The sequence below is a fragment of the Rhodococcus sp. BP-160 genome, assembly GCF_019836205.1.
Lineage (GTDB): Bacteria > Actinomycetota > Actinomycetes > Mycobacteriales > Mycobacteriaceae > Rhodococcoides.
Window position 1 is genome coordinate 1,066,755 of sequence record NZ_JABUEK010000001.1, and the last position, 22,524, is coordinate 1,089,278.

Genomic DNA, 22,524 nt, shown 5'->3' on the forward strand with positions numbered 1-22,524 from the left:
ATGTCCGATAATCGTGAACTTCGTTCGACCGAGCCGCAATCGAAGTGACGATAATTTCGTAGACTGGCCTCATGGACATCGAATCGTCGAACACAGGTCTGTCCGCCCCGGTGCGACCGAACAATCTTCGGGCGGCATCTCTGGACCGCATCGATCGCGTCATCCTGCGTGAACTGGCGAACGACGCCCGCATCCCCAACAACACCCTGGCCGCCCGCGCCGGGATCGCCCCGTCGACGTGTCTGGGACGCGTCCGTTCACTGGTCGAGCGCGGGGTCGTCCGCGGTTTCCACGCCGACATCGATCCGGCGGCACTGGGGCAGGGCCTGCAGGCCATGATCGCGGTGCGGCTGCTGGCGGGTGCCCGGCGCCACCTGGGCGAGTTCGCGGAGTCCTTCACGACGTTCCCCGAGGTGCTCGACGTCTACTTCATCGCCGGTGCCGACGACTACCTGATCCACGTCGCGATGACGGACTCTGCGCACCTGAGGGACTTCGTCGTCCAGAACCTCAGTGCTCATCCGTCGGTGGCCGCGACCGAGACCACACTGATCTTCGAGCACCTGCGGCCGCGACTGGTCGACGAGGGCGGACCGAGCTGACGCCCTCCGCCCATCCGGTGCGGCGAGCGCACCGAATACCCGGTGTATCAGCCAGGAGAGCACGGCCGTGGATGTGACGGGGGTACTTTTCGCCCACTCTTACTGACCCACCGACCACACGCATGGAGGCAGCCCGAGATGAGCGATCACGGTTCGCCCGAACGACCCGTGCAGCTGCCGGATCGGGACCTTCTCGAGCTCGCGTACCTGTGTGCCCTCGACGCCATGGCAGCCTCGGAGCAGTACGAGACCATGACTCGCCTCGACGACACGGACGCCCACACCAGGCGGAGGTTCGACGCGATCGTGCGTGACGTCCGCGAGACGATGGCCGTGACGTCGGACGCGACACGCACTCCCGCCCCCGCCGATCTCCGGGTCCGCATCCTGGGGGCCGTGGAGGACACGGCGCAGGTCGACCCCGACGGCGCGACAGTCCTCCCCCTTCGTCCCAGCCGCCGACGCGGATGGCGCATCGCCGCGATGGCGGCCGCCGCTGCGGTGGTCGTCGGTGTGGGCGGGGCGGTGGCCGTGCAGCAGAACGCGACTCCGTCGGCTCCCACCGCGACCGTCGCGGCACCGCTCGAATCCCCGGTGGCCGGAGGCGGCACCATGAGCGTGCAGTACACCCCCGGTGACGAGCGCGCCGTGCTCCGCATGACGGATGTCGCAGCGCCTCCCGCCGGATCGGTCTACCAGGTCTGGCTCATCGAGGGCTCGCCCGTGTCCGTCGGGACGATGGATGCCGACGACCTCTCCCAGCCTGCATCCGTGCCCGTCGACGGCGCCACCGCACTCTCGGTGACCGTGGAACCCGCGGGCGGATCACCGTTCCCCACTTCGGGCGCCGTGGCCCGCGTCGCGCTCGTCTGATTCCGTCCCGGATCGGATCCACTCGAAGTCGAACATGTGTTCGACACCCGTGTAGGGTGGGTGACACTGCACCACCCGACGTCAGACCTTCCCTCGTGACGTGTGATTCCCGAGGAGACGTCCGTGATGAACCGTCGGCGCCGACTGCACCTGATGAACGGTGTCTGGCACGAGGAGGCGCCGGCCACCTGCGGCAACGGTCATGTGCTGCAAGCGCGTTCGGTTCTCGTGGGAGCCAGGTCGTGCTCGTGCGGCATCGGTCACCATCGCACGCACCACTGCCGCACCTGCGGTGACACCGTCTTCACTCCCGCCCTCGGCGAGGGGTGCCGGGACGGGAGTTTCGACGGACGCGCGAATCGCGCGCGCGGCGAGGGGTCAGGAGCGGGTCAGCAGTGACCGGAGGAAGAACGTCAGGTTCGCCGGACGCTCCGCCAACCGCCGCATGAAGTATCCGTACCACTGCGTACCGAAGGGCACGTACACGCGGACGCGGTACCCCTCCGACACCAGGCGTGTCTGCTCACCGTCCCGGATGCCGTAGAGCATCTGGTACTCCATGTCGTCCGGTCCACGTCCCAGTTCGGCCGCGTCTCGTCGCGCCGCCTCGATCATGCGGGGATCGTGGGACGCCACCATGGGGTAGCCCTCCCCCTCCATGAGCACCCGCAGGCACCGCTCGTACGAGGCGTCCACGTCCGCCTTCTTCTGGAAGGCCACACTGGCCGGTTCGCGATATGCGCCCTTGCACAACCGGATTCGCGATCCGGGACCGGAGAGATCGCGGCAGTCCTGTTCGGTGCGGTGCAGGTACGCCTGCAGGACGGTGCCGAGAGTCGGGAAGTCCTTGCGGAGCTCCCGCACGACCGCGAGAGTCGAGTCGGTGGTCGTGTGGTCCTCGGCGTCGACGGTCACCCACACTCCCGCGGCGTCCGCGGCGGCGCACACCTTGTGGGCGTTGGCGAGGGCCACGGCGTGGCCGTCGTCGGGGAGCGACTGTCCGAGCGCCGAGAGCTTCAGCGAGATCTCCAGCGGGAAGGCCGGAGGCCGGCCGGAATTGGACGAAAAGGCCGGAGGCCGGCCGGAAGTGGACGGGGAAGCTGGAGGCTGTGGGGTGTGGAGGCGTGAGTATGCCTGCAGTAGGGACAGATACGCGTCGACGGTCGCGGTGGCCTGCGCCGCGTCGGTGGTGTCCTCACCCAGGTGATCGACGCTGACGACGCGGCCGGACCCGAGCAGGTCGGCGACGGCACCGACCACCTCCGGTTCGGTGCTCCCGGCGATGAAGCGTTCGACGAGCGACCTGGTCAGGACGGACCGCGCGACGACGCGTTCGAGGCGGCGCGATCGCCCGGCGGCGAGCAGGACGGGGCGGAGCGGGTTGGTGGCCATCGGTCAGACTCCCTGGTGAGGGTAGGTGTGGTCCACGGCCGGCACGAAAGTCTCCTTGATGGTGCGCGCGGAGGCCCACCGGAGCAGGTTCTGCGGTGATCCGGCCTTGTCGTTGGTGCCCGACGCGCGAGCACCGCCGAACGGCTGCTGCCCGACGACGGCGCCGGTCGGTTTGTCGTTGACGTAGAAGTTGCCGGCGGCGAAGCGCAGGGCCTCGGTGGCCTGCGTGACGGCGGCGCGATCGTCGGCGATGATCGATCCGGTCAGGGCGTACTTCGACCCGCTGTCGACCATGGCGAGCGTGTTCTCGAACGCACCGGGCTTCGAGTCGTCGTAGACGTGCACGGCGAGGATCGGGCCGAAGTACTCGGTGTGGAACGCCTCGTCGCCCGCGTCGTCACCGAGCAGGATCGTCGGGTCCACGAAGTAGCCGACGGAATCGTCGCAGGTGCCGCCGGCGGCGATGGTGATGCCCGGGGTGGACTTCGCGCGCTCGAGTGCAGCCGCGTTGCGGTCGAAGGCCTTCCGGTCGATGACCGCCCCACCGAAGTTCGACAGATCGGTGACGTCGCCGTAACGCAGCGACGACGCGGTGTCGACGAGCTTGTCCCCCATCCTCTTCCACACCGACGACGGCACGAAGGCCCTCGACGCCGCGGAGCACTTCTGACCCTGGAAGTCGAAGGCACCGCGGATCAGCGCCGTGGTGAGCACGTCCGGGTCGGCGGAACTGTGGGCGACGACGAAGTCCTTGCCACCGGTCTCACCGACCAGTCGCGGGTAGGTGTCGTAGCCGGCGATGTTCTCGCCCACCTCGCGCCACAGCCGCTGGAACGTCGGTGTGGAGCCGGTGAAGTGGATGCCGGCGAGACGACGATCGGCGAGTGCGACCTCGGAGACGAGGGGTCCGTCACCGAGCACGAGGTTGATGACGCCGGGGGGCAGTCCGGCGGCCTCGAGAAGCTGCATCGTCAGGTACGCGGCGACGGCCTGGGTGGGCGACGGCTTCCACAGCACGGTGTTGCCCATGAGCGCCGGCGCCGTGGGGAGGTTTCCCGCGATGGCGGTGAAGTTGAACGGGGTGATGGCGTAGACGAAGCCCTCGAGGGGGCGGTATTCGACGCGGTTCCAGACGCCGGGCGCGGAGATCGGTTGTTCGGCCATGATCTGTCGGGCGAACGAGACGTTGAAGCGCCAGAAGTCGATCAGCTCGCAGGGTGCGTCGATCTCGGCCTGGTACGCGCTCTTCGACTGCCCCAGCATGGTGGCAGCCGCGATGGTCTCGCGCCACGGCCCGGCGAGGAGATCGGCGGCGCGGAGGAAGACTGCGGCGCGCTCGTCGAAGGGCAGCGATCGCCACGCAGGTGCGGCGGCGGTCGCCGCGTCGATGGCGTCGCGTACGTCCTGGTGGGTGGCATTCGCGAACGATCCGATGACGGACGCGTGCCGATGCGGTTGCACGACGTTCTCGCGTGGGCCCGTCGCGTCGCGGTGGTCTCCGCCGATGACCTGGGTGATCTCGGTGGGCGTGGCAGCGAGTCGGTCCAGATGGTGCGTGAGCCGCGCTCGCTCGGCGCTGCCGGGTGCGTACGTGTGCACCGGCTCGTTCAGGGGGGTGGGTACTGCGGTGACGGCGTCCATGTCGGTCCTCGGTGTCGGGTCTTCGTGCCGGGTCGGTGGGTTCAGCCAAGCGGACGCGGCATCCTCGATATTCGGCCCAGCGTCCAAAGAAACACACCGATCCCTGTCCGATCGGACGAAGGACATTTAGAGTGCACGGCATGACCCGCACCTCGTCGACCCTCGACTCGATCGTGCGTGTGCTGCACTCCGCCTTCGTCGAGGTGCTCGTGGCACCGGCAGGGTCGGACGTGCCGATCGGGTCGGTGACGCTCGTCGACGCCGACGATCTGGCCGCCGAGCTCTACACGACCGCCGCCGCGGCCGACCTCTATCTGCTGGCGGGTGTGCGGGAAGCGGACGCCGTTGCGTGGTTCGACGACCTGGCGACGCGGAGCAGCGACCTTCGACCCACCGCGGTGATGTCGAAGATCGCCGCCTCGTCGACGCTGATGCAGCACGCGGCTCGCGCGGCCGGTGTCGCTCTCGTCGCGGTGCACACGCAGACCCGCTGGGACCGCCTCCTGTCGATGGTGCGCGGCGTGCTCGACCATTCCTCGCCGTCGATCACCACACCTCCACCGTCGTCCGCGGAACCGTCCGAACTGGCGGGACTGGTGGGCGCGGACACCGATCTCTTCGGGCTGGCGCACACCGTCGCGGTGCTCACGCGCGGGATGGTGAGCATCGAGGACCAGCGGTCGCACGTGTTGGCATACTCGGCGTCGGACGATCAGGCGGACGAGCTGCGGACCCTGTCCATTCTCGGACGAGAAGGCCCCGCGGAGTATCTCCGGCGACTCGAGCAGTGGGGTGTCTACGACGCGGTCCGCCGTTCCGACGAGGTCGTCGAGGTGCCGGCGCACTCCGATCTGGGTATCCGACGGCGACTGGTCGCCGGCATCAGAACGACTGCCACGCAGGATGGTTCGGGCACACCACGACTGGTCGGCACGCTGTGGATCCAGGAAGGTCGTCGCCGGCTCACCGACGATGCTCCGAGCGTGCTGCAGGGCGCGGCCGCGGTGGCGGCACGGTTGATCACGCGCATCCTCGAGGCACCCACTAACGAGGCGGTGCAGATCCAGCGACTGCTCGGCGCTCGTGGCGGTGGGGTCGACGTGCCCTCACTCGCCGCGGCGCTGTCCATCCCGACGGACGGGCCGGCGGCGGTGATCGGTCTCGCCGCGGTGGACGGCGCCGCGCCCGATGCCCCCTCGTCGGCCACGATGGCCGATCTGTCCGGCGCGATCCGACTGCACGCCAGTTCCTTTCACCGACTGTCCCTGGTCACCACTCTCGGCGACCGCATCTACGTCCTCGTTCCACGGACCCGCGCGGAGACCTCGGTGCCGTCGTGGACTCGCCGGTTGCTCGAGGGCATCGAGGGACGCACGGGGATCCGGTTGCGGGCCGCGGTGGCATCGCCGGTGGCCGCCCTGTCCGAGGTCGCCGCCGCTCGCCGCGAGGTCGATCGCGTCCTGGACGGGACCGCCGGAGCAGACGACAGGGTGACCACACTCGCCGATTCGCGGACGTCCGTGCTGCTCGGTGAGATCGTCGATCTGCTCCTCGCGCACCCCTCGCTGCACGATCCGCGCATGGCGGCGCTCGTCGAGTACGACGCACGCACGTCCTCGTCGCTACGCGAGAGCATCGCGACGTATCTGCGGCACCCGTCCGACGTGCGCCGGGCCGCGGCCGACCTGCACGTGCACCCGAACACGTTGCGCTATCGGGTCCGACGGGCCGAGGAGATCACCGGGACGGACCTGTCCGATCCCGCCGCGCGACTGCTGATGGAACTCCAGTTGGCCGTGCTGGCACGTCAGGCCAGTACCTGACGGCACCATTCGAGAAGTGGTGTGAGATCACGCCAGGCGCCACGGATGTGATCGGCGCACTCTGCTGTGTCGAGCCACGGCGGGCAGCCGAAGGACCGTCCTGCCGTCAGGGACTTGTGGCGCAGCAGATCGATGCGGGGATGATCCGCGTCGTAGCCGCGCGGAGAGGTCTTCAGCCGGTCACCGCCGCGGTCGTAGCCGCGGCTCTCGAGATCGGCCACGATTCGCGCGAGCTCCGACCCGCGGACCTCGTCGTCGACGACGGCGCGGAACTGGGCGATGGAGTCGGACGTGGACGCGTAGAACCCGCCGGCGACCATGAGGCCGGAGGCGTCGACCTGCACGTACCACCCCGTGGACGGGGCCACCTGCACGTAGGCACCCTGGTGCGTCTTGTACGGCACCTTGTCCTTGGAGAAGCGGACGTCGCGGTGCGGCCGGAAGAGCTTGGCCGTTCCGAACTCCTCGGCCAGTACCTCCGTGAGCGCGGTCATGGGCGCGCGGACCGATTCGTCGTAGACGTGCTTGTGTTCGGCCCACCAGGTCTTGCTGTTGTCGACCTCGAGATCCTCGTAGAAATCGAGGGCGGCCTCCGGGATTCCGGTGAACGAGCTCATAGCGGGAGGCTATCGCCCCGTGCGCCCTGTGCGTACCGCTGGATGCGCATAGTGCGCACGGGGGTCAGGCCAGCGACCGGCTGATCACCAGACGCTGGATCTGGTTGGTGCCCTCGAAGATCTGCGTGATCTTGGCGTCGCGCATGTACCGCTCGACCCGGAAGTCTCGGGTGTACCCGTAGCCTCCGAACACCTGCACGCCGTCGGTCGTCACCTTCATCGCCGCGTCCGTCGCCACGAGCTTGGCCACGGAGGCCTGACGTGAGAACGGCAGTCCGGCATCCTTGCGGCGTGCCGCGTCGATGTACGTCGCCCGGGCCGAGTCCACCGCCGCTGCCATGTCGGCCAGCACGAACCCGAGCCCTTGATGATCGATGATCTTGCGGCCGAACGTCGTTCGCTCCTGCGCATAGGCCACGGCATCGTCGAGCGCGGCCTGGGCGATGCCGACGGCGACGGCGGCGATGCCCAGCCTCCCGGCGTCGAGGGCACTGAACGCGATGCCGAGCCCCTGCCCCTCCTCGCCGATGCGGCGATCGGCCGACAGCACCGCGCCGTCGTAGTGGGCGGCCGTCGTGGGTATCGCGTGCAGCCCCATCTTCTCCTCCGGAGCTCCGAAGGAGAGCCCCTCGAGGTCGGCGGGCACGAGGAAGCAGGAGATGCCCCGCGAGCCCTCGCCGGTGCGCGCGAAGAGCGTGTAGAAGTCCGCCTTGCCGCCGTGCGTGATCCAGGCCTTCGACCCGGTGACGGTGTACCCGTCCGGACCGGCCACGGCCTTGCAGGAGAGGGCGGCCGCGTCGCTGCCGGCCTGTGGCTCCGAGAGGCTGTAGGCGCCGATCGTGCGCCCACCGAGCATGTCCGGCAGCCAGCGCGACTTCTGGTCCTCCGACCCGAAGGACATCAGCGGGTGGCAGGAGAGCCCGTGCACGCTCACGGCGACGGCCACCGCGGCCCAGCGCGACGCCAGTTCCTCGAGCACCTGCAGATAGACCTCGTAGGACTGACCGCCGCCGCCCCACTCCTCCGGATACGGCAGGCTGAGCAGCCCCGCCTCGCCGAGCGTGGCGAAGACGCCGTCGGGATAGGTCTCGGCCTTCTCGTGTTCGTCGACGATGGGGTCGAGGACCTTGTCCGCGATGTCGCGGGTCAACTGGAGAAGGTCACGTGCGTCGTCGTTCGGCAGCAGTCGTTCGACAGCCATGGGTCCTCGTCTCGGTCGCGGATCGGATGAGGCGGCACCAGTACTGCAGCGGGCCCCTCAGTACTACGACAGTACTGCATGGCGTTCTGCAGTACTGTCGCTCACCATGACAGCAGCTCACGCGACGGCGCGGCGCGCGCAGCTCTTCGATTCCGTGGTGGCCCTGTTCCTGGCCGAAGGCTTCGCGCACCTCACTCTCGACGACATCGCCGCCCGCCTTCGGTGCTCGAAGAGCACGCTGTACACCCTCGCCGCGAGCAAGGACGACCTCGTCCGCTCCGCCGCGGTGCACTTCTTCACCTCGGCAGCGGTCCGCGTGGACGCGGCCTCCGACGCCGCGACGGGCACCCGCGAGCGCCTCGCGGCGTATCTGGGCGCGGTCGGTGAAGCACTCGCGCCGGCGTCGGAACGGTTCATGACCGACCTCGCCGACTTCGAGCCGTCGAGGCTCGTCTACGAACGCAACACCGCCATCGCGGCCGAGCGAGTCCGCGGCATCATCGACGACGGGGTCCGCGCCGGCGACGTGCGGGACGTCCACGCCGCGTTCGTCGCCGACGTCGCCGCGTCCGTGATGGTCTCGATCCAGAGCCGTGCCCTCGCCCGTCGCACGGGTCTGGACGACGCCGCCGCCTACCGGGAGCTGGCCACACTGCTGACCGCCGGCATCGCGCGATGACTTTCGCCGTCGGCCGGAGTCGACACGGCTGACGGGTCGAGTTCGCTCCGCCATCCGAAGACGAAGGACCTCACGATGCAGAAGATCACCCCCACACTGTGGTTCGACGACCGGGCCGAGGAGGCCGCGGAGTTCTACCTCTCGACGTTCGGCACGGGAGCGATACTGAACGTCAGCCGCTACGGCGACGGTGGACCCGGCGCCCCGGGCCGCGCGATGATGGTCGACTTCGAGCTCTTCGGTCAGCGATTCAACGCCCTGAACGGGGGACCACAGTTCCCGTTCACCGAGGCCATCTCCATGGCTGTCAGCTGCGACGGGCAGGAAGAGGTCGACCGCTACTGGAACGCGCTCACGTCCGACGGTGGATCCGAGGGCCGGTGCGCCTGGTGCAAGGACAAGTTCGGGGTCTCCTGGCAGATCGTCCCGGTCCAGCTGATGCAGCTGATGAGCACCCCGGATCCGGCGGCGTCCCAGCGCGTCGTGCAGGCCATGCTGTCGATGTCGAAGATCGTGGTCGCCGACCTGCAGAAGGCGCACGACGGAGCCTGAGCGGCGACGTTTCCTCACGTCACACACCGGGCAATCCCCGAGCGTGAACGAGACGTCGATGCCCGTGCGCGTGCTCGCCCTGCCGTTCGGGCTGGGGTCGGCGCTGCGCCACGCCAAGCTGTTCCATCCCCACGGGAAGGTTCTGATGGGCACACTGCGCCGTACCGCCGAGGGCGACGCCGGACTGCCCGTGGGCACGTGCGAGGTGACGGTGCGCCTGTCCACCGCGCTCGGGCTGCCCCGACGAGTTCCCGACGTCGCGGGTCTCGCGTTGCGTCTTCCGCAGACCGACCGGGCCGACGGTGCCTGGGACATCCTCCTTGCCAGCGCCGGGCGGGACGTCGTGACGCGGTGCGTTCCGCTCCCGGTGCTCGCGTTCGAGACGGCCTCCTTCTCGACGCTGATGCCGCTGCAGTTCGAGGGTGGTCAGTGGTGGGTCCGCGCGCGGGCCGTCGCCGCGCCGCCGCTGCCCACCCTGGACTCCATCGTCGACGCCGTGCGTGCGCGTCCGCTGGTCTTCGAGTTCGAGCAGGCCGAGGGCACCGGGGCGTACGTCCCGCTGGCCGAACTGACGCTCGGCTCGGTCGACCAGTCCGGTGGCGACCTGTCGTTCGACCCGATCCGGCGCACTCCCGACAGTGTCCGGCCCGGTCCGGAATGGCTGCGGTCCCTCAGGGCGAGGGCCTACCTCGACAGTCGACGCGGCCGGTCCGACACCTGACCGGAATGCGACCGACTCAGGTTCCCTGACCGATCTCGCGCCCACACCCCACTCAGCGCGCCACACCCCTGTCGACACGCGGCACAGGGTGTGCCCCTCACGAAACCCGTGCACGCCGGCGGCGACCACGCACCCGCGCACCCGACCGACGGGGTTCGACTGCCGCATTTGTGGATATTCACACGCGAAGTAGGATTTGTTCACATACGCGTGTGCCGATGGGGGTGGGCGCGTCCCAGGGGAAGGCTCCACGTGACCAGCAATTCGGTGACCGACGACTCCGTGACAGGTGCTCACGAGACTCGCCCGCTCGTTCCGCACGAGCCCGATCACCGGTTCGAACGCAGCTCCCGCCTGGTCGGACACGCCTACGTCATCCCCGACTACTACGAGGTCGGCCGCGAGAAGATCCGCGAACTCTCCCGCGCCATCCAGAACGAACATCCGGCGCACCACAAGGAGGCCGCTGCGGCCGAGTTGGGATACGAGGGACTCGTCGCGCCCGCGACCTTCGTGAGCGTCGTCGGATCCATCGCCATCGACTATCTCTTCGCGCACATCCTCGTGGAGTACGAGATCACGGCAGTCATGCAGACCGATCAGAGCTTCGTTCTGCATCGCCCGGTCATGCAGGGAGATCAGCTGGTGTCCACTCTCCAGGTGCTGTCGATCCGCCAGTTCGCGGGCAACGACATCCTGGTGGTCCAGAACCATCTGACGTCGCACGGCGAGGACGTGTGCACCAGCACCACGACGTTCATCGCCCGGACCGATGCCGACGTGGACCCGCGAGCGGCGGCTCTCGTCGACGCCGTGCTCCCCGCCAGCGTGCCGCGGATGGGCCCCACCGCCCGCCCGACCGCCTGACCGCCTGACCGCCTGCATTCCGACCGACCCCGGCCTTCCCGCCACACCCCGACCGGCCTCCGGCCTTCCCGCCACACCCCGACCGGCCTCCGGCCTTCCCGCTAGAGTCCCCCGTGTGGAGGACGAATTCGCCGACCGGTCGTTCGAGGACGAGAACTACAACGAGAGCGACGCACACGGCCAGCGGTGGGACAGGCGTTCGTACACGTCCTGCAGCTTCATCGACGCGGACCTCGGCGGTCTGACCACCCACGGTGTCGTCTTCACCGACTGCGACTTCTCCGGCGTGGATCTGACGGACTCGACGCACATCGGGTCGGCCTTCCGCAACTGCGAGTTCCGGCGGAGCCGATTGTGGCACAGCACTTTTCGCAGCACATCGTTCCTCGGTTCCGCCATCGCGGACTCGCGCATCACGCCCGCGGTCTTCGACGAGGTCGACCTCATGCTCACCTCGCTCGGCGGTCTCGACCTCCGCGGACTCGACCTCACCGGGGCGCGCCTGCGTGACGCCAACCTCGTCGGGACCGATCTCCGCAAGGCCACTCTGCGCGGTGTCGACTTCGGCGGTGCCCGCACCTCCGGGCTCCGGTTGAACGATGCGGATCTGCGGGGCAGCATCGCCGATGCCACGTTCTGGACGTCGGCCGTGCTCGACGGAGCCCGCATCGACACGGTCCAGGCACTCGCCTACGTGCACGCGCACGGTCTCACCGTCTCGGACTGAGTAGATCCGACCTCCGCCCGACTCCGAATAGAAGACGGACACGGCCTCCCCGCCCGCGTGGTCCGTGCGGGAAGGCCGTTCCATCGGCAGGCTGTGGTCTCAACCTCACCGGGCGTCCACGCCGACGCACGCGCCGCCGCTGCCGCCGCACGTCTTCTACCCGAGCCACCCACTTCCGAAACGGACACAGGTGCTCGACCGCGTCGAACCGCGATGATCGGAACCCTGGACCGGACGACACCCGAGGACGCACGATGACGGGGAACTGTCACCGAGTGAAGGGCACACCATGAGCGACAACGTCTACCGCGTCACCGAGATCGTCGGAACCTCGACGGAGGGTGTCGACGACGCCATCCGCAAGGCCATCTCCCGCGCGAGCAGCACACTGCGGGAGCTCGACTGGTTCGAGGTCACCGAGACCCGCGGACACATCGAGAACGGCGCGGTCGCGCACTTCCAGGTGACGCTGAAGGTCGGCTTCAAACTCGACGACTGAGTGATCGGCGGGCACCGAATCGAGATTCACCCACCTGTTCGGTGTTTCCCCGCACGCGGGCCGGGTAGATCGCACCGCGTGAAAGCCATGACTTATCGAGGCCCGTACAAGGTCCGAGTGCAGAACAAGGACATGCCGACCATCGAGCATCCGAACGACGCCGTCGTCCGGGTCGAGATGGCGGCCATCTGTGGATCCGATCTCCACCTATATCACGGCATGATGCCGGACACCAGGGTCGGGACGACGTTCGGTCACGAGTTCATCGGCGTGGTCGAGGAGGTCGGGCCGTCGGTCCGGAACCTGACACCGGGCGATCGGGTCATGGTGCCGTTCAACGTGTACTGCGGGTCGTGTTTCTTCTGCGCACGCGGCCTGTACTCCAACTGCCACAACGTCAATCCGAATGCGACGGCCGTTGGCGGCATCTACGGGTACTCCCACACGTGCGGCGGGTACGACGGAGGTCAGGCACAGTACGTCCGGGTACCGTTCGCCGACGTCGGGCCCTCGATCATCCCGGACTGGATGGACGACGAGGACGCGCTCCTGTGCACCGATGCCCTCGCCACCGGATACTTCGGCGCGCAGCTCGCGGACATCGTCGAGGGTGACACCGTGGCGGTGTTCGGAGCCGGTCCCGTCGGGCTGTTCGCCGCCACGTCTGCGTGGCTGATGGGCGCCGGCAGGGTGATCGTCGTCGACCACCTCGAGAACCGTCTCGCCAAGGCCCGCACCTTCGCCCACGCCGAGACGATCAACTTCGCGGAGCACGACGACCTCGTGGTGACCATGAAGAGGGCCACCGACCATCTCGGTGCGGACCGCGTGATCGACGCGGTGGGCGCCGAAGCCGACGGGAACTTCCTCCAGCACGTCACCGCCGCGAAGTTCACACTCCAGGGCGGGTCCCCCATCGCCCTCAATTGGGCCATCGACAGTGTCCGCAAGGGCGGGACGGTCTCGGTCGTGGGCGCGTACGGGCCCATGTTCAGTGCGGTCAAGTTCGGCGACGCGATGAACAAGGGGCTGACCCTGCGCATGAACCAGTGCCCCGTCAAGCGCCAATGGCCACGCTTGTTCTCGCACATTCGTAACGGCTACATCAAGCCCAGCGAGATCATCACCCATCGAATTCCGTTGGAGCACATCGCCGACGGTTACCACATCTTCTCGTCCAAGCTCGACGGCTGCATCAAGCCGATCGTGCTGCCGAACGCGAGCTGAGAGGACCACCCATGGTCTACCGTGCCGATCACCCACCCGTACCCGACCACGACGAGTTGCGCGCACGAATTCCCGGATGGGGTGTCGACCTCGATCCCGCAGACCGTCCGTCCGTGCCGCGAGAACGATTCGACCCCGGCGCGACCGGTGCGCACTGGGACTTCCCGGAGCGTCAACCCGAACTGCGTCCCCGCGAACGATCCATCGAACACGGAACTCTTCCGCCGGTCTTCGGCACGACGGCACCTCTGCGCGGGGTGTCCGGCGCCGTGCGCCGGTTCGCTTATCGCTACAGCGAGGGCCGGGCGGCGCACTGGCTGCTACTCCTGGCGGGCGACCGCGTGGACGCCGTCGAATCCCACCTGCATTCGCTGACCACCGTGCACCCCGACAACCCGATCACGCAGACCGGGATCCGCACCGAGATCACCCACCACGGGGTGCGGTCGAGGCGGGGAACCACCCGCGTCGACATGCACCACGCGTGGATCGATCCGATCATCGTCGGCGGTCCGTGGGTTCTGGCGGGCGTGGCGGCCACCACGATCGTGCGCTCCCTCCGGAGGCGCTGACAGGGTTCCTCGTCACACCGCCGTCATGGCGGAACCGATCCGGTCGAAGCGCTTCTCCCGGGCGATCCTGCGCATGTCCGGATCTTCTGCCAGCAGATCGGCCAGCTCCCGGTGCAGCACCGAACCCACGCGATCGCAGAACGGCTGGACCTCGTCGGCGGCGTCGGGGTACTCCGGCACGATCAGATCCACGATGCCGGCGCCACGGAGGTCGAGCGACCGGACACCCTGGCGCACAGCCATGTCGGGGGCATGAGCGGTGTCGCGATGCACGATGGCGCTCGCACCTTCGGGTGGCAACGGAGAGAGCCACGCGTGCTGTGCAGCCAGGACGCGGTCCGCCGGAACCAGCGCGAGGGCGCCACCACCGGTGCCCTGGCCGAGCAGCACCGAGATGGTCGGCGTGTCCAGATCGACCATGTCCGCGATGGAGCGCGCGATCTCCGCGCCGAGCCCACCTTCCTCGGCCTCCTTCGACAGCGCGGCGCCCGCGGTGTCGATCACGGTCACCAACGGCAGTCGTAGTTCCGCAGCCAGGCGCATTCCCCGCCTCGCCTCACGCAGTGCTGCCGGACCCAGCGGGGTCAACGGCGTCTGGCCCCGGCGATCCTGCCCCAGCAGCACACAGGGCATGTCGCCGAAACGCACCAGCGCGAGAATCAGTCCGGGGTCCGTCTCACCCTGCCCGGTCCCGTTGAGCGGCAGCACGTCCGAGGCCGCGTTGTAGAGCAGCTCGCGGACACCCGGGCGGTCGGCCCGCCGGGACGCCACGATGGAGTCCCAGGCCGGGACGTCGTCGATCGACCACTCCGGCGCCGGCGCCGGCCGCGGGCGTGTCCCCGCCGGAAGCGTCATGATGCGCAGAGCGCGATCCACCACCTCGCCGAGTTGATCCGGTCGCTTCACCGCGTCCACGAGTCCGTGCGCCTGCAGGTTCTCCGATGTCTGCACCCCCGTCGGGAACGGCGTGTCGTAGAGGGCCTCGTACACCCGCGGGCCGAGGAACCCCACCAGCGCACCGGGTTCGGCGATGGTGACGTGACCGAGCGATCCCCAGGACGCGAACACTCCGCCGGTGGTGGGGTGCCGGAGGTAGACGATGTACGGAAGATGTGCCGCTTTGTGGGCGGTGACCGCAGCCGTGATCTTGACCATCTGCAGGAACGCCACCGTGCCCTCCTGCATTCGCGTGCCGCCCGACGTCGGGAGCGCCAACAGCGGAAGCCGCTCGGCGGTCGCCCGGCGTACTGCCGTCGTCAGACGTTCCCCGGCCGCGACCCCGATGGAACCGCCGAGGAAACGGAACTCGCACAACAGGATCGCCACCCGCCGACCGGAGATGGTGGCGACACCGGTGATCACCGACTCGTCGAGTCCGGTCTTCTCCCGCGCCGCCGCGAGTTCCGCGGTGTACGCCTCGTCGACCGGATGATCGTGCGGGGTGGAGTCCCACGACTCGAAACTTCCCGCGTCGACCACGATGTCGAGCAGAGCGAGGGCACCGACGCCGGCCATCAGACGCTCTCCGCCAACCATGCGCGGACCAGATCCTCGTCGGCGCCCAGAACGGGCGGAGCGAGGTGCCGGGTCTCGGTGGTCTCCGCTCCGTCGGCGTCGAAGAAGCGCAACGGCGGTCCGGGGAGCGTCACCTTCCCGAGCGTCTCGTGCTCGACGTCGACGAGAAGACCCTGCGACCGGGTCTGCTCCCATTCGTAGACTTCCTGGACGTTGCGCACCTTGCCGGCCGGGACGCCGATCTCGTCGAGAAGAGCGAGCAGCGGCTCGGTCTCGTACGTGCGGAAGATCTTCGACACCAGCTCGACGACGTCGTCCCGGCTACCGACGCGCTGCGGGTTGGTGGCCATGCCCTCGAGGTCCGGATCGATGCCGAAGCCGTCGCAGAAGCGATGCCACAGACCCTCGCTGCCCACCGAGATCTGCACCGCGCCGTCGGAGGTCGGGAACAGCCCGTACGGGCAGATGGAGGGGTGGTGATTGCCCTGTGCCTGTCCGATCTCCCCCGCGACGGTCCACTTCGTGCCCTGGAAGGCGTGCACTCCCACGACGCTCGCGAGAAGCGAGGTGCGCACCACCTTTCCGCGCCCCGTGCGATCTCGTTCCCGAAGTGCGGCGAGCACTCCGAAAGCTCCGTACATGCCCGCCAGGAGGTCGGCGATGGGAACGCCCACGCGTTGGACGTCGTCCGGCCCGGAGCCCGTGAAGGACATGAGGCCGGCCTCCCCCTGTGCGATCTGGTCGTAGCCGGAGCGGCCGCCCTCCGGACCGTCGTGGCCGAAACCACTGATGGACAACACGACCAGGCCGGGATTGAGCTCGGCCAGTCGCTCGGTCGTGAATCCCAACCGGTCGAGAACACCGGTGCGGAAGTTCTCGAGCAGGACGTCGGCCTTGGCGATCATCGCCTCGAGGGCGTCGCGACCGTCGTCCGTCTTGAGGTCGAGGGCGATCGACCGCTTGTTCCGATTGGCGGAGAGGAAGTAGGTCGATTCGCGGTCGGCGTGACCGTCACCCGGCTCCGGTGTGACGAAGGGCGGGCCCCACACGCGGGTGTCGTCACCACCCTTGGGCGATTCGATCTTGATGACGTCCGCACCGAGATCGCCGAGCATCATCGCGGCGTGCGGTCCTGCGAGGGCGCGGGTGAGATCGACGACGACGGTGCCGTCGAGGGGGCCGGTCCTGCCCGTGGTGTTGAGAGGCATGGCGTTTCTCGATCCTGTCGGAGAGCGTGGCTTTGGTTCGGTGACCTAGTGGCCTAGCCAATTAAGGAGACCACGACGCCCACGTGATGTCAACGGAGCGTCGGCGGAGCGGTTACATCCAGCCGGGGACGACGAGCACGGCCCAGGCCACCAGTGGTCCGATGGCCACGACCAGCGCGCTGTACTTCAGAATCTGCCGGTAGAAGACGTCGCGATCGACGCCCTGCGCGTTGGCGAGCACCAACGCGCCGTTCGTCGAGAACGGGCTGACGTCGACGATGGTGGACGAGATGGCGAGCGCGACGATCACGCCGACGGCACCCACCTCACCTGCCAGCAAGAACGGCACTGCCAGCGGAATGGTGACGCCCAGGATCGCGGTGGAGGATGCGAAGGCGGACACGATCGCACCGATGTAGCAGAGCAGGACGGCGACGAGCAGCGGGATGCCGATGCCGGCGACGGCGTTACCGACGTACTCGACCGTGCCCGCTTCCTGCAGCACCCCGACGAAGGTCAAAATTCCTCCGATCAGAAGGACGGTGGACCAACTGATCTGGTTGATCGCACCCTTCTGTGCCTTCGGCGACGCCAGTGCCAGCACCACCGCGACCGTCATGGACACGAAGCCCACGTCGAGATCGAGGATCAGCGACAGGACTGCCAGCGACACGAGTCCCACGAGGGTGAGAATCTGATCGGGCGTGATCGCCTTGACCGCCGTGGCCAGCGGAGGCGCGTTCTCCACGGTGACAGTCTGGGACGGACGCTTGGTCGTCGTCGCACCGAAACCGCGCATCACGGTCGTCCGCGTGGTGCCGCCGCCCACGGAACCCGGATCGCCGTCCGGCCTGAGACCGTCGTCGTCGTGGACGCTGCGCCCGATGAGCGACCGTCCGCCCAGGAACGTGAAGAGCAGTGCTCCGATGGCCGCGTTGAACAGCAGACTTCCGAGGAACAGAGTCAGCGGACTGTTGGTGAGCCCGGCGTCGGCCGCGATGCGGTTGACGGTGACGCCGTAGATGCTGATCGGCGAGAACCCGCCCGCCTGGGCACCGTGGATGACCATCATGCCCATGAGCAGCGCATTGATCTTGTAGCGCGCCGCGAAGCCGAGGGCGATGGGTGCCACGATCGCCACGGCGGCGGGGCCCAGTGCCCCGATCGCCGTGAGAACGCCGGTGATACCGAACATCACCCACGGAATGAGCGCGACCCTCCCCCCGACGAGTCGTACGGCGCCACGGACCAGGAGGTCGACGGTGCCGTTGTTCTGGGCGATCGCGAAGAGATACGTGATGCCGACGAGGGTGAGGAAGAGACTGCTCGGGAATCCCCCGATGATCTGGTCCGTGTCCATGCCGACGGCGAGCGTGCCGACGAGGAACGCTGCGACGAAGCCCAGGGCGCCCATGTTCACCGGCAGCACCGTGGCTGCGAGGAACATGACGACCAGCGCGAGAATGGGTATCAACTCGGTCGACATCGATGGTCTCCGGTCCGTGTGAGTGTCTCGCGGGCGTCTGCCCGAGAGCGTCAGTGGCGAAGTGGACTAGCCACTGAGACACCGATGACTCTGGCAGTGAACTGAGTCACTGTCAACCCTCACTGTGGGCGGAGTAACGACGCCGTGGTGGCGCTACTCTGTGGGTGAGTGGAGCAGAGCACGAGTGACGCAGAGAACGGGTGACCCAGTGGCCGACCAGATCCGTCCGGTGAACCGCCCGCGGTTGTACGAGGTGATCGTCGAGCAGTTGTGCGACCACATCGCGGCGCGCGACATGCAGGTCGGCGAACGATTGCCGGCCGAGCGCGAACTCGCCGGCCAGCTCGGCGTCAGTCGCGCGTCCCTCAGCCAGGCCCTGGTGGCTCTCGAGGTGCAGGGCATCCTGTCCGTGCGGCACGGCGACGGAGCAGTACTGGTTCGTAGACCGGTGGGCGACATGGCCATTCGGGCGCTCCGCGAGCACGCCGATCGCCTTCCCGAGGTCATCGAGGCGCGTGAGGCACTCGAGGTCAAACTGGCCGAACTGGCCGCGGCCCGGCGCAGTGACGACGAGATGCGCGCCATCGACCACGCCCTGGACGTCATGGAGGCGGAGATCTCCGGCGGTGAGCGAGGAGTGTCGGGGGACGAACTGTTCCACCGGGCCGTGACGGCCGCGGCGCATTCCCCGCTCCTCGCCCGGTTGATGGGCGAGATCGCCGAACTGATTCGCGAGACCCGCATCGAGTCGCTGTCGCAATCGGATCGCCCACGATCGTCTCTCGAAGGTCATCGGCGTATCGCCGAGGCCATCCGGCGCGAGGACACCGTGGAAGCCGGACGTGCGATGGCCGATCACATCCGCCTGGTCTCCGACGTGGAACTACTTCGGGCCGAACGCTAGCGAGCGCGGTCTCGCGCGAGAGAGGCCGCGACGCAAGGGCTGGAGTCGCCGCCGCGCCGTTTCCGAACGACCGACACGGGTAGCCGACCAGGATGCCCGTCGTCAGAGTCGCGTCCGATCCCGGCTTCGCCGCCGCCGTCGCCGACTCCGTCGCGGCCGATCTCGACGGATCGGCCACGCGCGACGGCGACGTGCTCACCGTCGACCAGGTCGCGATCCCGTTGCCACCGGTACAGAGCGGCAGCCCCGACCTGGACACCTGGGCGTCCCTGCTCGGCCATACCGGGGGCAGCGAGGACATCCTCACCGTGTGCGTGTCCGAGATACCGCGGCGCGTGCGGTCCCGCCCCGTACTCGCCGAGATCGTCGGGCCGTCGATGGTGGTCGTCTACGTTCCGTCGTTCGGGACCCACCGAGTCGCGCCGCGGGCGCGCGCCGTCACGCTGGCCGCGCTGGAAGCGCTACGCGACGCCACCGGTGTCGACAGGCCCGATCCCGCCACGGGTCTCGCGCGCTGGTCCACCGTCTCCGGCCACGACGCCCTGGTGGCGCCCGCCCTGGCGGGACGAGCGCGAGTGGTCGCGGGCATGATCCGCACCAACCGCCCGTGGCGGTTGATGCCGACGTTGTCCGGCGCACTCGCCGCGGCGACCGCGACGTCCGCGTTCGGCCTCTTTTACTCGAGCATCTGGCAGATGGCGGCCTCGATGTCGATCGTGCGTCTGTCAGCGGTGTCCGCCACCGCCCTCGTGGCCGTGACGACATGGCTCATCGTGCCGAACGGACTGTGGGAGAGGCGCGCTCGACGCGAGCGTGGGTTCGATCGCACGATGTACAACCTCGCCACCCTCGGTACGGTCGTGTCCGGGGTGGCCGTCATGTACGCGGTCCTGTTCGCGGTGGTCGGCGCGGCGGCCGCGGTGGTGATCTCTCCGTCGTTCCTGTCCGAACAGATCGGGCGTGCGGCGAACCTCTCCGATTACGTTCGCCTGGCCTGGCTCTCGGCATCACTCGGCACCGTGGCGGGCGCCGTCGGCAGCACCGTGGCCGACCGGGAGCAGATTCTCCGTGCGACGTTCGGACACCGCGAGGTCCTTCGTCGACGCGCAGCTGCCGGCCGACTGGACGACACGCAGGACCACGTCGACTCGTGACCGGTCCCGAATTCCGATGAAAACATCAGGAGTGGCACCGACGCCTGTTACGTTGCTGCGGAGCCGGGGGGACGGCTTCCGCACACGGGGGGAACGACGATGGCGACACGACGACAGGCTCTGCAGACTCTGATCGGCGGAGGCGTGCTCGGCACGGGGCTGCTCGCGGCCACGGGACCGACGGCCTCGGCCGCTCCCACAGGCGCGTATCGAGTGGACCTACACGCGCACATGATCCCGCCGATGTATCGGGAGGCCGTGCTGCGCGCCGGGCTTCTGGTTCCGGGCGGCCTACCGCTGCCCGCGTGGTCGCCGGAGTCCGCTCTCGCGTTCATGGACGAGTTCGGCATCGCGGCCCAGGTGCTCTCGATCTCCGACCCCGGAGTGCGGTTCGTGCGCGGCCTCGAGGCGGTGCGCCTCGCGCGCTCCTGCAACGACTACGCGGCCGACCAGGTTCGACTGCATCCCACTCGTTTCGGCTCCCTGGTCACCGTGCCACTTCCGGACGTGCCGGCGTCCCTCGCCGAGATCGCGTACGGCCTGAACGTGCTGGGAATGGACGGGGTGGCACTGCTGTCGTCGTACGACGGCATCTACCTCGGTGACCCACGCTTCGAGCCGATCATGGCGTTGCTCGACGCGCGGTCCGCCCTCGTCTTCGTGCACCCCGGCGAGCTCCCCGCGGGTTCGGCTCCCCCACTGCCGCTTCCGAGCTTCCTCCTGGAGTTCCCCTTCGAGACCACACGGACCGCGGTCGAGATGATCGCGGCCGGCACCCTCGACCGGTATCCGAACATCCGCTTCGTCCTCGCTCACGCGGGTGGTTGCCTGCCGTACCTCGCCACGCGGCTGAATGCGCCCCGCGCCGTCGCACCGGATCAGATCCCGTCCGTGTCGCTGCTCGGCCTCGAGGGTGCACTGCGACGCTTCCATTACGACACCGCACTGTCCGCCTCGGCGTCGTCGCTGCGATCGGTGCTCGAAGTGACCGACATCGACCACATCGTCTTCGGAACCGACTGGCCCTTCAGCGGACTCACCTACTCCGCCTCGGACACGGACGACCCGGCCCCCGGCCTGTCCGACGTGTTCGACGGCGACGGCCGGGCACGGGTGGAACGCGCCAATCCCCTCGCGCTGCTCCCTCGGCTGGCGGCGGAGCTGCGGTAGCCGGTCGAGGTTCTGCCACCATGGGGGTATGGCCACGAGCACCACTGCCCCACTCACCGGATATCTCAGCGACAACGCCGCGGGCACCGCCCCGGAGATCCTCGCGGCCATGGCGGAGGCATCGACCGGGCTCGCAGCCCCGTACGGCAACGATCCGACGTCCGCTCGTCTCACGACGCTGATGGCCGACGTCTTCGAGCGTCCCGTCGACGTGTTCGTCGTCGGAACCGGTTCGGCGGCCAACGGACTGGCGCTGGCCGCGTGTACACCGCCGTGGGGCAGCATCCTCACTCATCCCGACGGCCACATCACCAACGACGAGGCCGGCGCTCCGGAGTTCTTCACCGACGGCGCCAAGATCGTCCTCGTGGACGGCCCCCGTTCGACGATGGATCCCACCGCACTGCGCGCCGCGGTCGTGCGACGACGCGGCGACGTCCACAGTGTCCAGCCGTCGGTGGTGAGCCTCACGCAGGTCACCGAGACGGGCAGCGTCCACACCCTCGACGAGGTGCGTGAGGTGTCGACCATCGCGCACGATGCCGGACTCCGCGTGCACATGGACGGCGCCCGGTTCGCCAACGCGCTCGTGGCCCTCGAGTGCACGCCGGCCGAGATGACCTGGCGAGCAGGCGTGGACATCCTGTCCTTCGGCGCGACGAAGAACGGCACGATGACCGCCGAGGCCATCGTGTCGTTCGATCCCTCGTTGTCCACCGAACTGGCGTTCCGACACAAGCGCGGTGGCCAGCTGACGTCCAAGATGCGGTTCCAGAGCGCGCAACTGGTCGCGTACCTGGAGAACGACCTCTGGATGCGTCATGCGCGGAACGCCAACGCGATGGCCGCGCGGCTCCGAGACGGGCTCCGACAGATCGGGGGCATCGAGGTCGTGGGCGACGCGTCGGCGAACATGTCCTACTTCCGCTTCCCCGCTGCTCTGACACAGGCACTGCACGACCGCGGATTCACGTTCTACGACGACCGGTGGGAGCCGGGGGTCGTGCGTCTCGTGACGTCGTTCGCGCACACTGCGCGCGACGTGGACGCGTTCGTCGATGCCGTGCGGGCGCTCGCCATTATTGACTGATCAG

General features: G+C 68.5%; 22 protein-coding genes. 15 read left to right on the forward strand and 7 right to left on the reverse strand.

The features are described from left to right. Positions 1–71 precede the first annotated feature (71 nt). Together HQ306_RS05020 and HQ306_RS05025 are read left to right on the forward strand one after the other, a co-directional pair. On the forward strand, positions 72–602 hold the full coding sequence (locus HQ306_RS05020; RefSeq protein ID WP_027504334.1) for an Lrp/AsnC family transcriptional regulator: 531 nt from the start codon (positions 72–74) through the stop codon (positions 600–602). Positions 603–740: 138 nt separating this feature from the next. Next, the gene (locus HQ306_RS05025) at positions 741–1,475 is read left to right on the forward strand and encodes an anti-sigma factor (protein ID WP_051612994.1); all 735 of its coding nucleotides are present in this window, start codon (positions 741–743) and stop codon (positions 1,473–1,475) included. A gap of 378 nt (positions 1,476–1,853) precedes the next feature. Here HQ306_RS05025 and HQ306_RS05030 read toward each other — a convergent pair whose 3' ends face one another. Together HQ306_RS05030 and pruA are read right to left on the reverse strand one after the other, a co-directional pair. Continuing rightward, a complete protein-coding gene (locus tag HQ306_RS05030; RefSeq protein ID WP_222627940.1) occupies positions 1,854–2,867 on the reverse strand; it encodes a proline dehydrogenase family protein in 1,014 nt (337 codons plus the stop codon). A 3-nt stretch (positions 2,868–2,870) separates the two neighbouring features. Further along, positions 2,871–4,508: an L-glutamate gamma-semialdehyde dehydrogenase gene (gene pruA / locus HQ306_RS05035; protein WP_222627942.1), complete on the reverse strand. Its 1,638-nt coding sequence runs from the start codon at positions 4,506–4,508 to the stop codon at positions 2,871–2,873. A 140-nt stretch (positions 4,509–4,648) separates the two neighbouring features. Between pruA and HQ306_RS05040 the strand changes: the two genes are divergently transcribed. Next, on the forward strand, positions 4,649–6,331 hold the full coding sequence (locus HQ306_RS05040; RefSeq protein ID WP_222627944.1) for a CdaR family transcriptional regulator: 1,683 nt from the start codon (positions 4,649–4,651) through the stop codon (positions 6,329–6,331). Here HQ306_RS05040 and HQ306_RS05045 read toward each other — a convergent pair. Beyond that, positions 6,316–6,948: a DUF2461 domain-containing protein gene (locus HQ306_RS05045; protein ID WP_222627946.1), complete on the reverse strand. Its 633-nt coding sequence runs from the start codon at positions 6,946–6,948 to the stop codon at positions 6,316–6,318. The genes HQ306_RS05040 and HQ306_RS05045 overlap by 16 nt on opposite strands. A 64-nt stretch (positions 6,949–7,012) precedes the next feature. Beyond that, on the reverse strand, positions 7,013–8,149 hold the full coding sequence (locus HQ306_RS05050) for an acyl-CoA dehydrogenase family protein (protein ID WP_222627948.1): 1,137 nt from the start codon (positions 8,147–8,149) through the stop codon (positions 7,013–7,015). Positions 8,150–8,255: 106 nt separating this feature from the next. Between HQ306_RS05050 and HQ306_RS05055 the strand changes: the two genes are divergently transcribed. The 8 genes from HQ306_RS05055 (at position 8,256) to HQ306_RS05090 (ending at position 13,993) form a co-directional block, all read left to right on the forward strand. Next, positions 8,256–8,828 carry a TetR/AcrR family transcriptional regulator gene (locus tag HQ306_RS05055; protein ID WP_056447480.1) on the forward strand — a complete coding sequence of 191 codons (573 nt, stop codon included), beginning with the start codon at positions 8,256–8,258 and terminating at the stop codon, positions 8,826–8,828. Positions 8,829–8,903: 75 nt separating this feature from the next. Then, positions 8,904–9,380 carry a VOC family protein gene (locus HQ306_RS05060; protein ID WP_027504343.1) on the forward strand — a complete coding sequence of 159 codons (477 nt, stop codon included), beginning with the start codon at positions 8,904–8,906 and terminating at the stop codon, positions 9,378–9,380. A gap of 43 nt (positions 9,381–9,423) precedes the next feature. Beyond that, a complete protein-coding gene (locus HQ306_RS05065; RefSeq protein ID WP_222627950.1) occupies positions 9,424–10,101 on the forward strand; it encodes a phosphodiesterase in 678 nt (225 codons plus the stop codon). Between the two features lie 252 nt (positions 10,102–10,353). Continuing rightward, on the forward strand, positions 10,354–10,968 hold the full coding sequence (locus HQ306_RS05070; protein ID WP_051612996.1) for a MaoC family dehydratase N-terminal domain-containing protein: 615 nt from the start codon (positions 10,354–10,356) through the stop codon (positions 10,966–10,968). A gap of 115 nt (positions 10,969–11,083) precedes the next feature. Beyond that, positions 11,084–11,695, forward strand: coding sequence for a pentapeptide repeat-containing protein (locus HQ306_RS05075; protein ID WP_222648033.1), 612 nt, complete (start codon positions 11,084–11,086; stop codon positions 11,693–11,695). A 289-nt stretch (positions 11,696–11,984) separates the two neighbouring features. After that, on the forward strand, positions 11,985–12,194 hold the full coding sequence (locus HQ306_RS05080; protein ID WP_027504346.1) for a dodecin: 210 nt from the start codon (positions 11,985–11,987) through the stop codon (positions 12,192–12,194). 78 nt (positions 12,195–12,272) lie between these two features. After that, positions 12,273–13,421, forward strand: a complete 1,149-nt coding sequence (locus tag HQ306_RS05085; RefSeq protein ID WP_222627954.1) for a zinc-dependent alcohol dehydrogenase — start codon at positions 12,273–12,275, stop codon at positions 13,419–13,421. Positions 13,422–13,432: 11 nt separating this feature from the next. Next, entirely contained in the window at positions 13,433–13,993 is a 561-nt protein-coding gene (locus HQ306_RS05090) for a hypothetical protein (protein ID WP_222627956.1), read from the forward strand. A gap of 12 nt (positions 13,994–14,005) precedes the next feature. On the opposite strand, the gene HQ306_RS05095 is transcribed toward HQ306_RS05090, so the two are convergent. The 3 genes from HQ306_RS05095 to HQ306_RS05105 all read right to left on the reverse strand — a co-directional run bounded on the left by HQ306_RS05095 (position 14,006) and on the right by HQ306_RS05105 (position 18,202). After that, positions 14,006–15,508 (reverse strand): carboxyl transferase domain-containing protein, encoded by a 1,503-nt coding sequence (locus HQ306_RS05095; RefSeq protein ID WP_222629238.1) that lies wholly within the window; start codon positions 15,506–15,508, stop codon positions 14,006–14,008. Beyond that, positions 15,508–16,716, reverse strand: coding sequence for a CaiB/BaiF CoA-transferase family protein (locus tag HQ306_RS05100; protein ID WP_222627958.1), 1,209 nt, complete (start codon positions 16,714–16,716; stop codon positions 15,508–15,510). The genes HQ306_RS05095 and HQ306_RS05100 overlap by 1 nt, the downstream gene beginning before the upstream one ends. A gap of 112 nt (positions 16,717–16,828) precedes the next feature. Next, positions 16,829–18,202, reverse strand: a complete 1,374-nt coding sequence (locus tag HQ306_RS05105; RefSeq protein ID WP_222627960.1) for an SLC13 family permease — start codon at positions 18,200–18,202, stop codon at positions 16,829–16,831. A 208-nt stretch (positions 18,203–18,410) separates the two neighbouring features. Between HQ306_RS05105 and HQ306_RS05110 the strand changes: the two genes are divergently transcribed. The 4 genes from HQ306_RS05110 (at position 18,411) to HQ306_RS05125 (ending at position 22,520) form a co-directional block, all read left to right on the forward strand. Continuing rightward, on the forward strand, positions 18,411–19,106 hold the full coding sequence (locus tag HQ306_RS05110) for a FadR/GntR family transcriptional regulator (RefSeq protein ID WP_222627962.1): 696 nt from the start codon (positions 18,411–18,413) through the stop codon (positions 19,104–19,106). A 92-nt stretch (positions 19,107–19,198) separates the two neighbouring features. Beyond that, positions 19,199–20,260: a hypothetical protein gene (locus HQ306_RS05115; protein WP_222627964.1), complete on the forward strand. Its 1,062-nt coding sequence runs from the start codon at positions 19,199–19,201 to the stop codon at positions 20,258–20,260. Between the two features lie 99 nt (positions 20,261–20,359). Then, positions 20,360–21,430: an amidohydrolase family protein gene (locus HQ306_RS05120; protein WP_222627966.1), complete on the forward strand. Its 1,071-nt coding sequence runs from the start codon at positions 20,360–20,362 to the stop codon at positions 21,428–21,430. 28 nt (positions 21,431–21,458) lie between these two features. Continuing rightward, the gene (locus HQ306_RS05125; RefSeq protein ID WP_056446597.1) at positions 21,459–22,520 is read left to right on the forward strand and encodes a low specificity L-threonine aldolase; all 1,062 of its coding nucleotides are present in this window, start codon (positions 21,459–21,461) and stop codon (positions 22,518–22,520) included. Positions 22,521–22,524: the final 4 nt, after the last annotated feature.

Excerpts from the sequence above, each read along its gene's own strand:
- HQ306_RS05020 (WP_027504334.1), top strand. The coding sequence starts at position 72 with ATGGACATCGAATCGTCGAACACAGGTCTGTCCGCCCCGGTGCGACCG.
- HQ306_RS05025 (WP_051612994.1), top strand. The coding sequence starts at position 741 with ATGAGCGATCACGGTTCGCCCGAACGACCCGTGCAGCTGCCGGATCGG.
- HQ306_RS05030 (WP_222627940.1), bottom strand. The coding sequence starts at position 2,867 with ATGGCCACCAACCCGCTCCGCCCCGTCCTGCTCGCCGCCGGGCGATCG.
- pruA (WP_222627942.1), bottom strand. The coding sequence starts at position 4,508 with ATGGACGCCGTCACCGCAGTACCCACCCCCCTGAACGAGCCGGTGCAC.
- HQ306_RS05040 (WP_222627944.1), top strand. The coding sequence starts at position 4,649 with ATGACCCGCACCTCGTCGACCCTCGACTCGATCGTGCGTGTGCTGCAC.
- HQ306_RS05045 (WP_222627946.1), bottom strand. The coding sequence starts at position 6,948 with ATGAGCTCGTTCACCGGAATCCCGGAGGCCGCCCTCGATTTCTACGAG.
- HQ306_RS05050 (WP_222627948.1), bottom strand. The coding sequence starts at position 8,149 with ATGGCTGTCGAACGACTGCTGCCGAACGACGACGCACGTGACCTTCTC.
- HQ306_RS05055 (WP_056447480.1), top strand. The coding sequence starts at position 8,256 with ATGACAGCAGCTCACGCGACGGCGCGGCGCGCGCAGCTCTTCGATTCC.
- HQ306_RS05060 (WP_027504343.1), top strand. The coding sequence starts at position 8,904 with ATGCAGAAGATCACCCCCACACTGTGGTTCGACGACCGGGCCGAGGAG.
- HQ306_RS05080 (WP_027504346.1), top strand. The coding sequence starts at position 11,985 with ATGAGCGACAACGTCTACCGCGTCACCGAGATCGTCGGAACCTCGACG.
- HQ306_RS05090 (WP_222627956.1), top strand. The coding sequence starts at position 13,433 with ATGGTCTACCGTGCCGATCACCCACCCGTACCCGACCACGACGAGTTG.
- HQ306_RS05095 (WP_222629238.1), bottom strand. The coding sequence starts at position 15,508 with ATGGCCGGCGTCGGTGCCCTCGCTCTGCTCGACATCGTGGTCGACGCG.
- HQ306_RS05100 (WP_222627958.1), bottom strand. The coding sequence starts at position 16,716 with ATGCCTCTCAACACCACGGGCAGGACCGGCCCCCTCGACGGCACCGTC.
- HQ306_RS05105 (WP_222627960.1), bottom strand. The coding sequence starts at position 18,202 with ATGTCGACCGAGTTGATACCCATTCTCGCGCTGGTCGTCATGTTCCTC.
- HQ306_RS05115 (WP_222627964.1), top strand. The coding sequence starts at position 19,199 with ATGCCCGTCGTCAGAGTCGCGTCCGATCCCGGCTTCGCCGCCGCCGTC.
- HQ306_RS05120 (WP_222627966.1), top strand. The coding sequence starts at position 20,360 with ATGGCGACACGACGACAGGCTCTGCAGACTCTGATCGGCGGAGGCGTG.
- HQ306_RS05125 (WP_056446597.1), top strand. The coding sequence starts at position 21,459 with ATGGCCACGAGCACCACTGCCCCACTCACCGGATATCTCAGCGACAAC.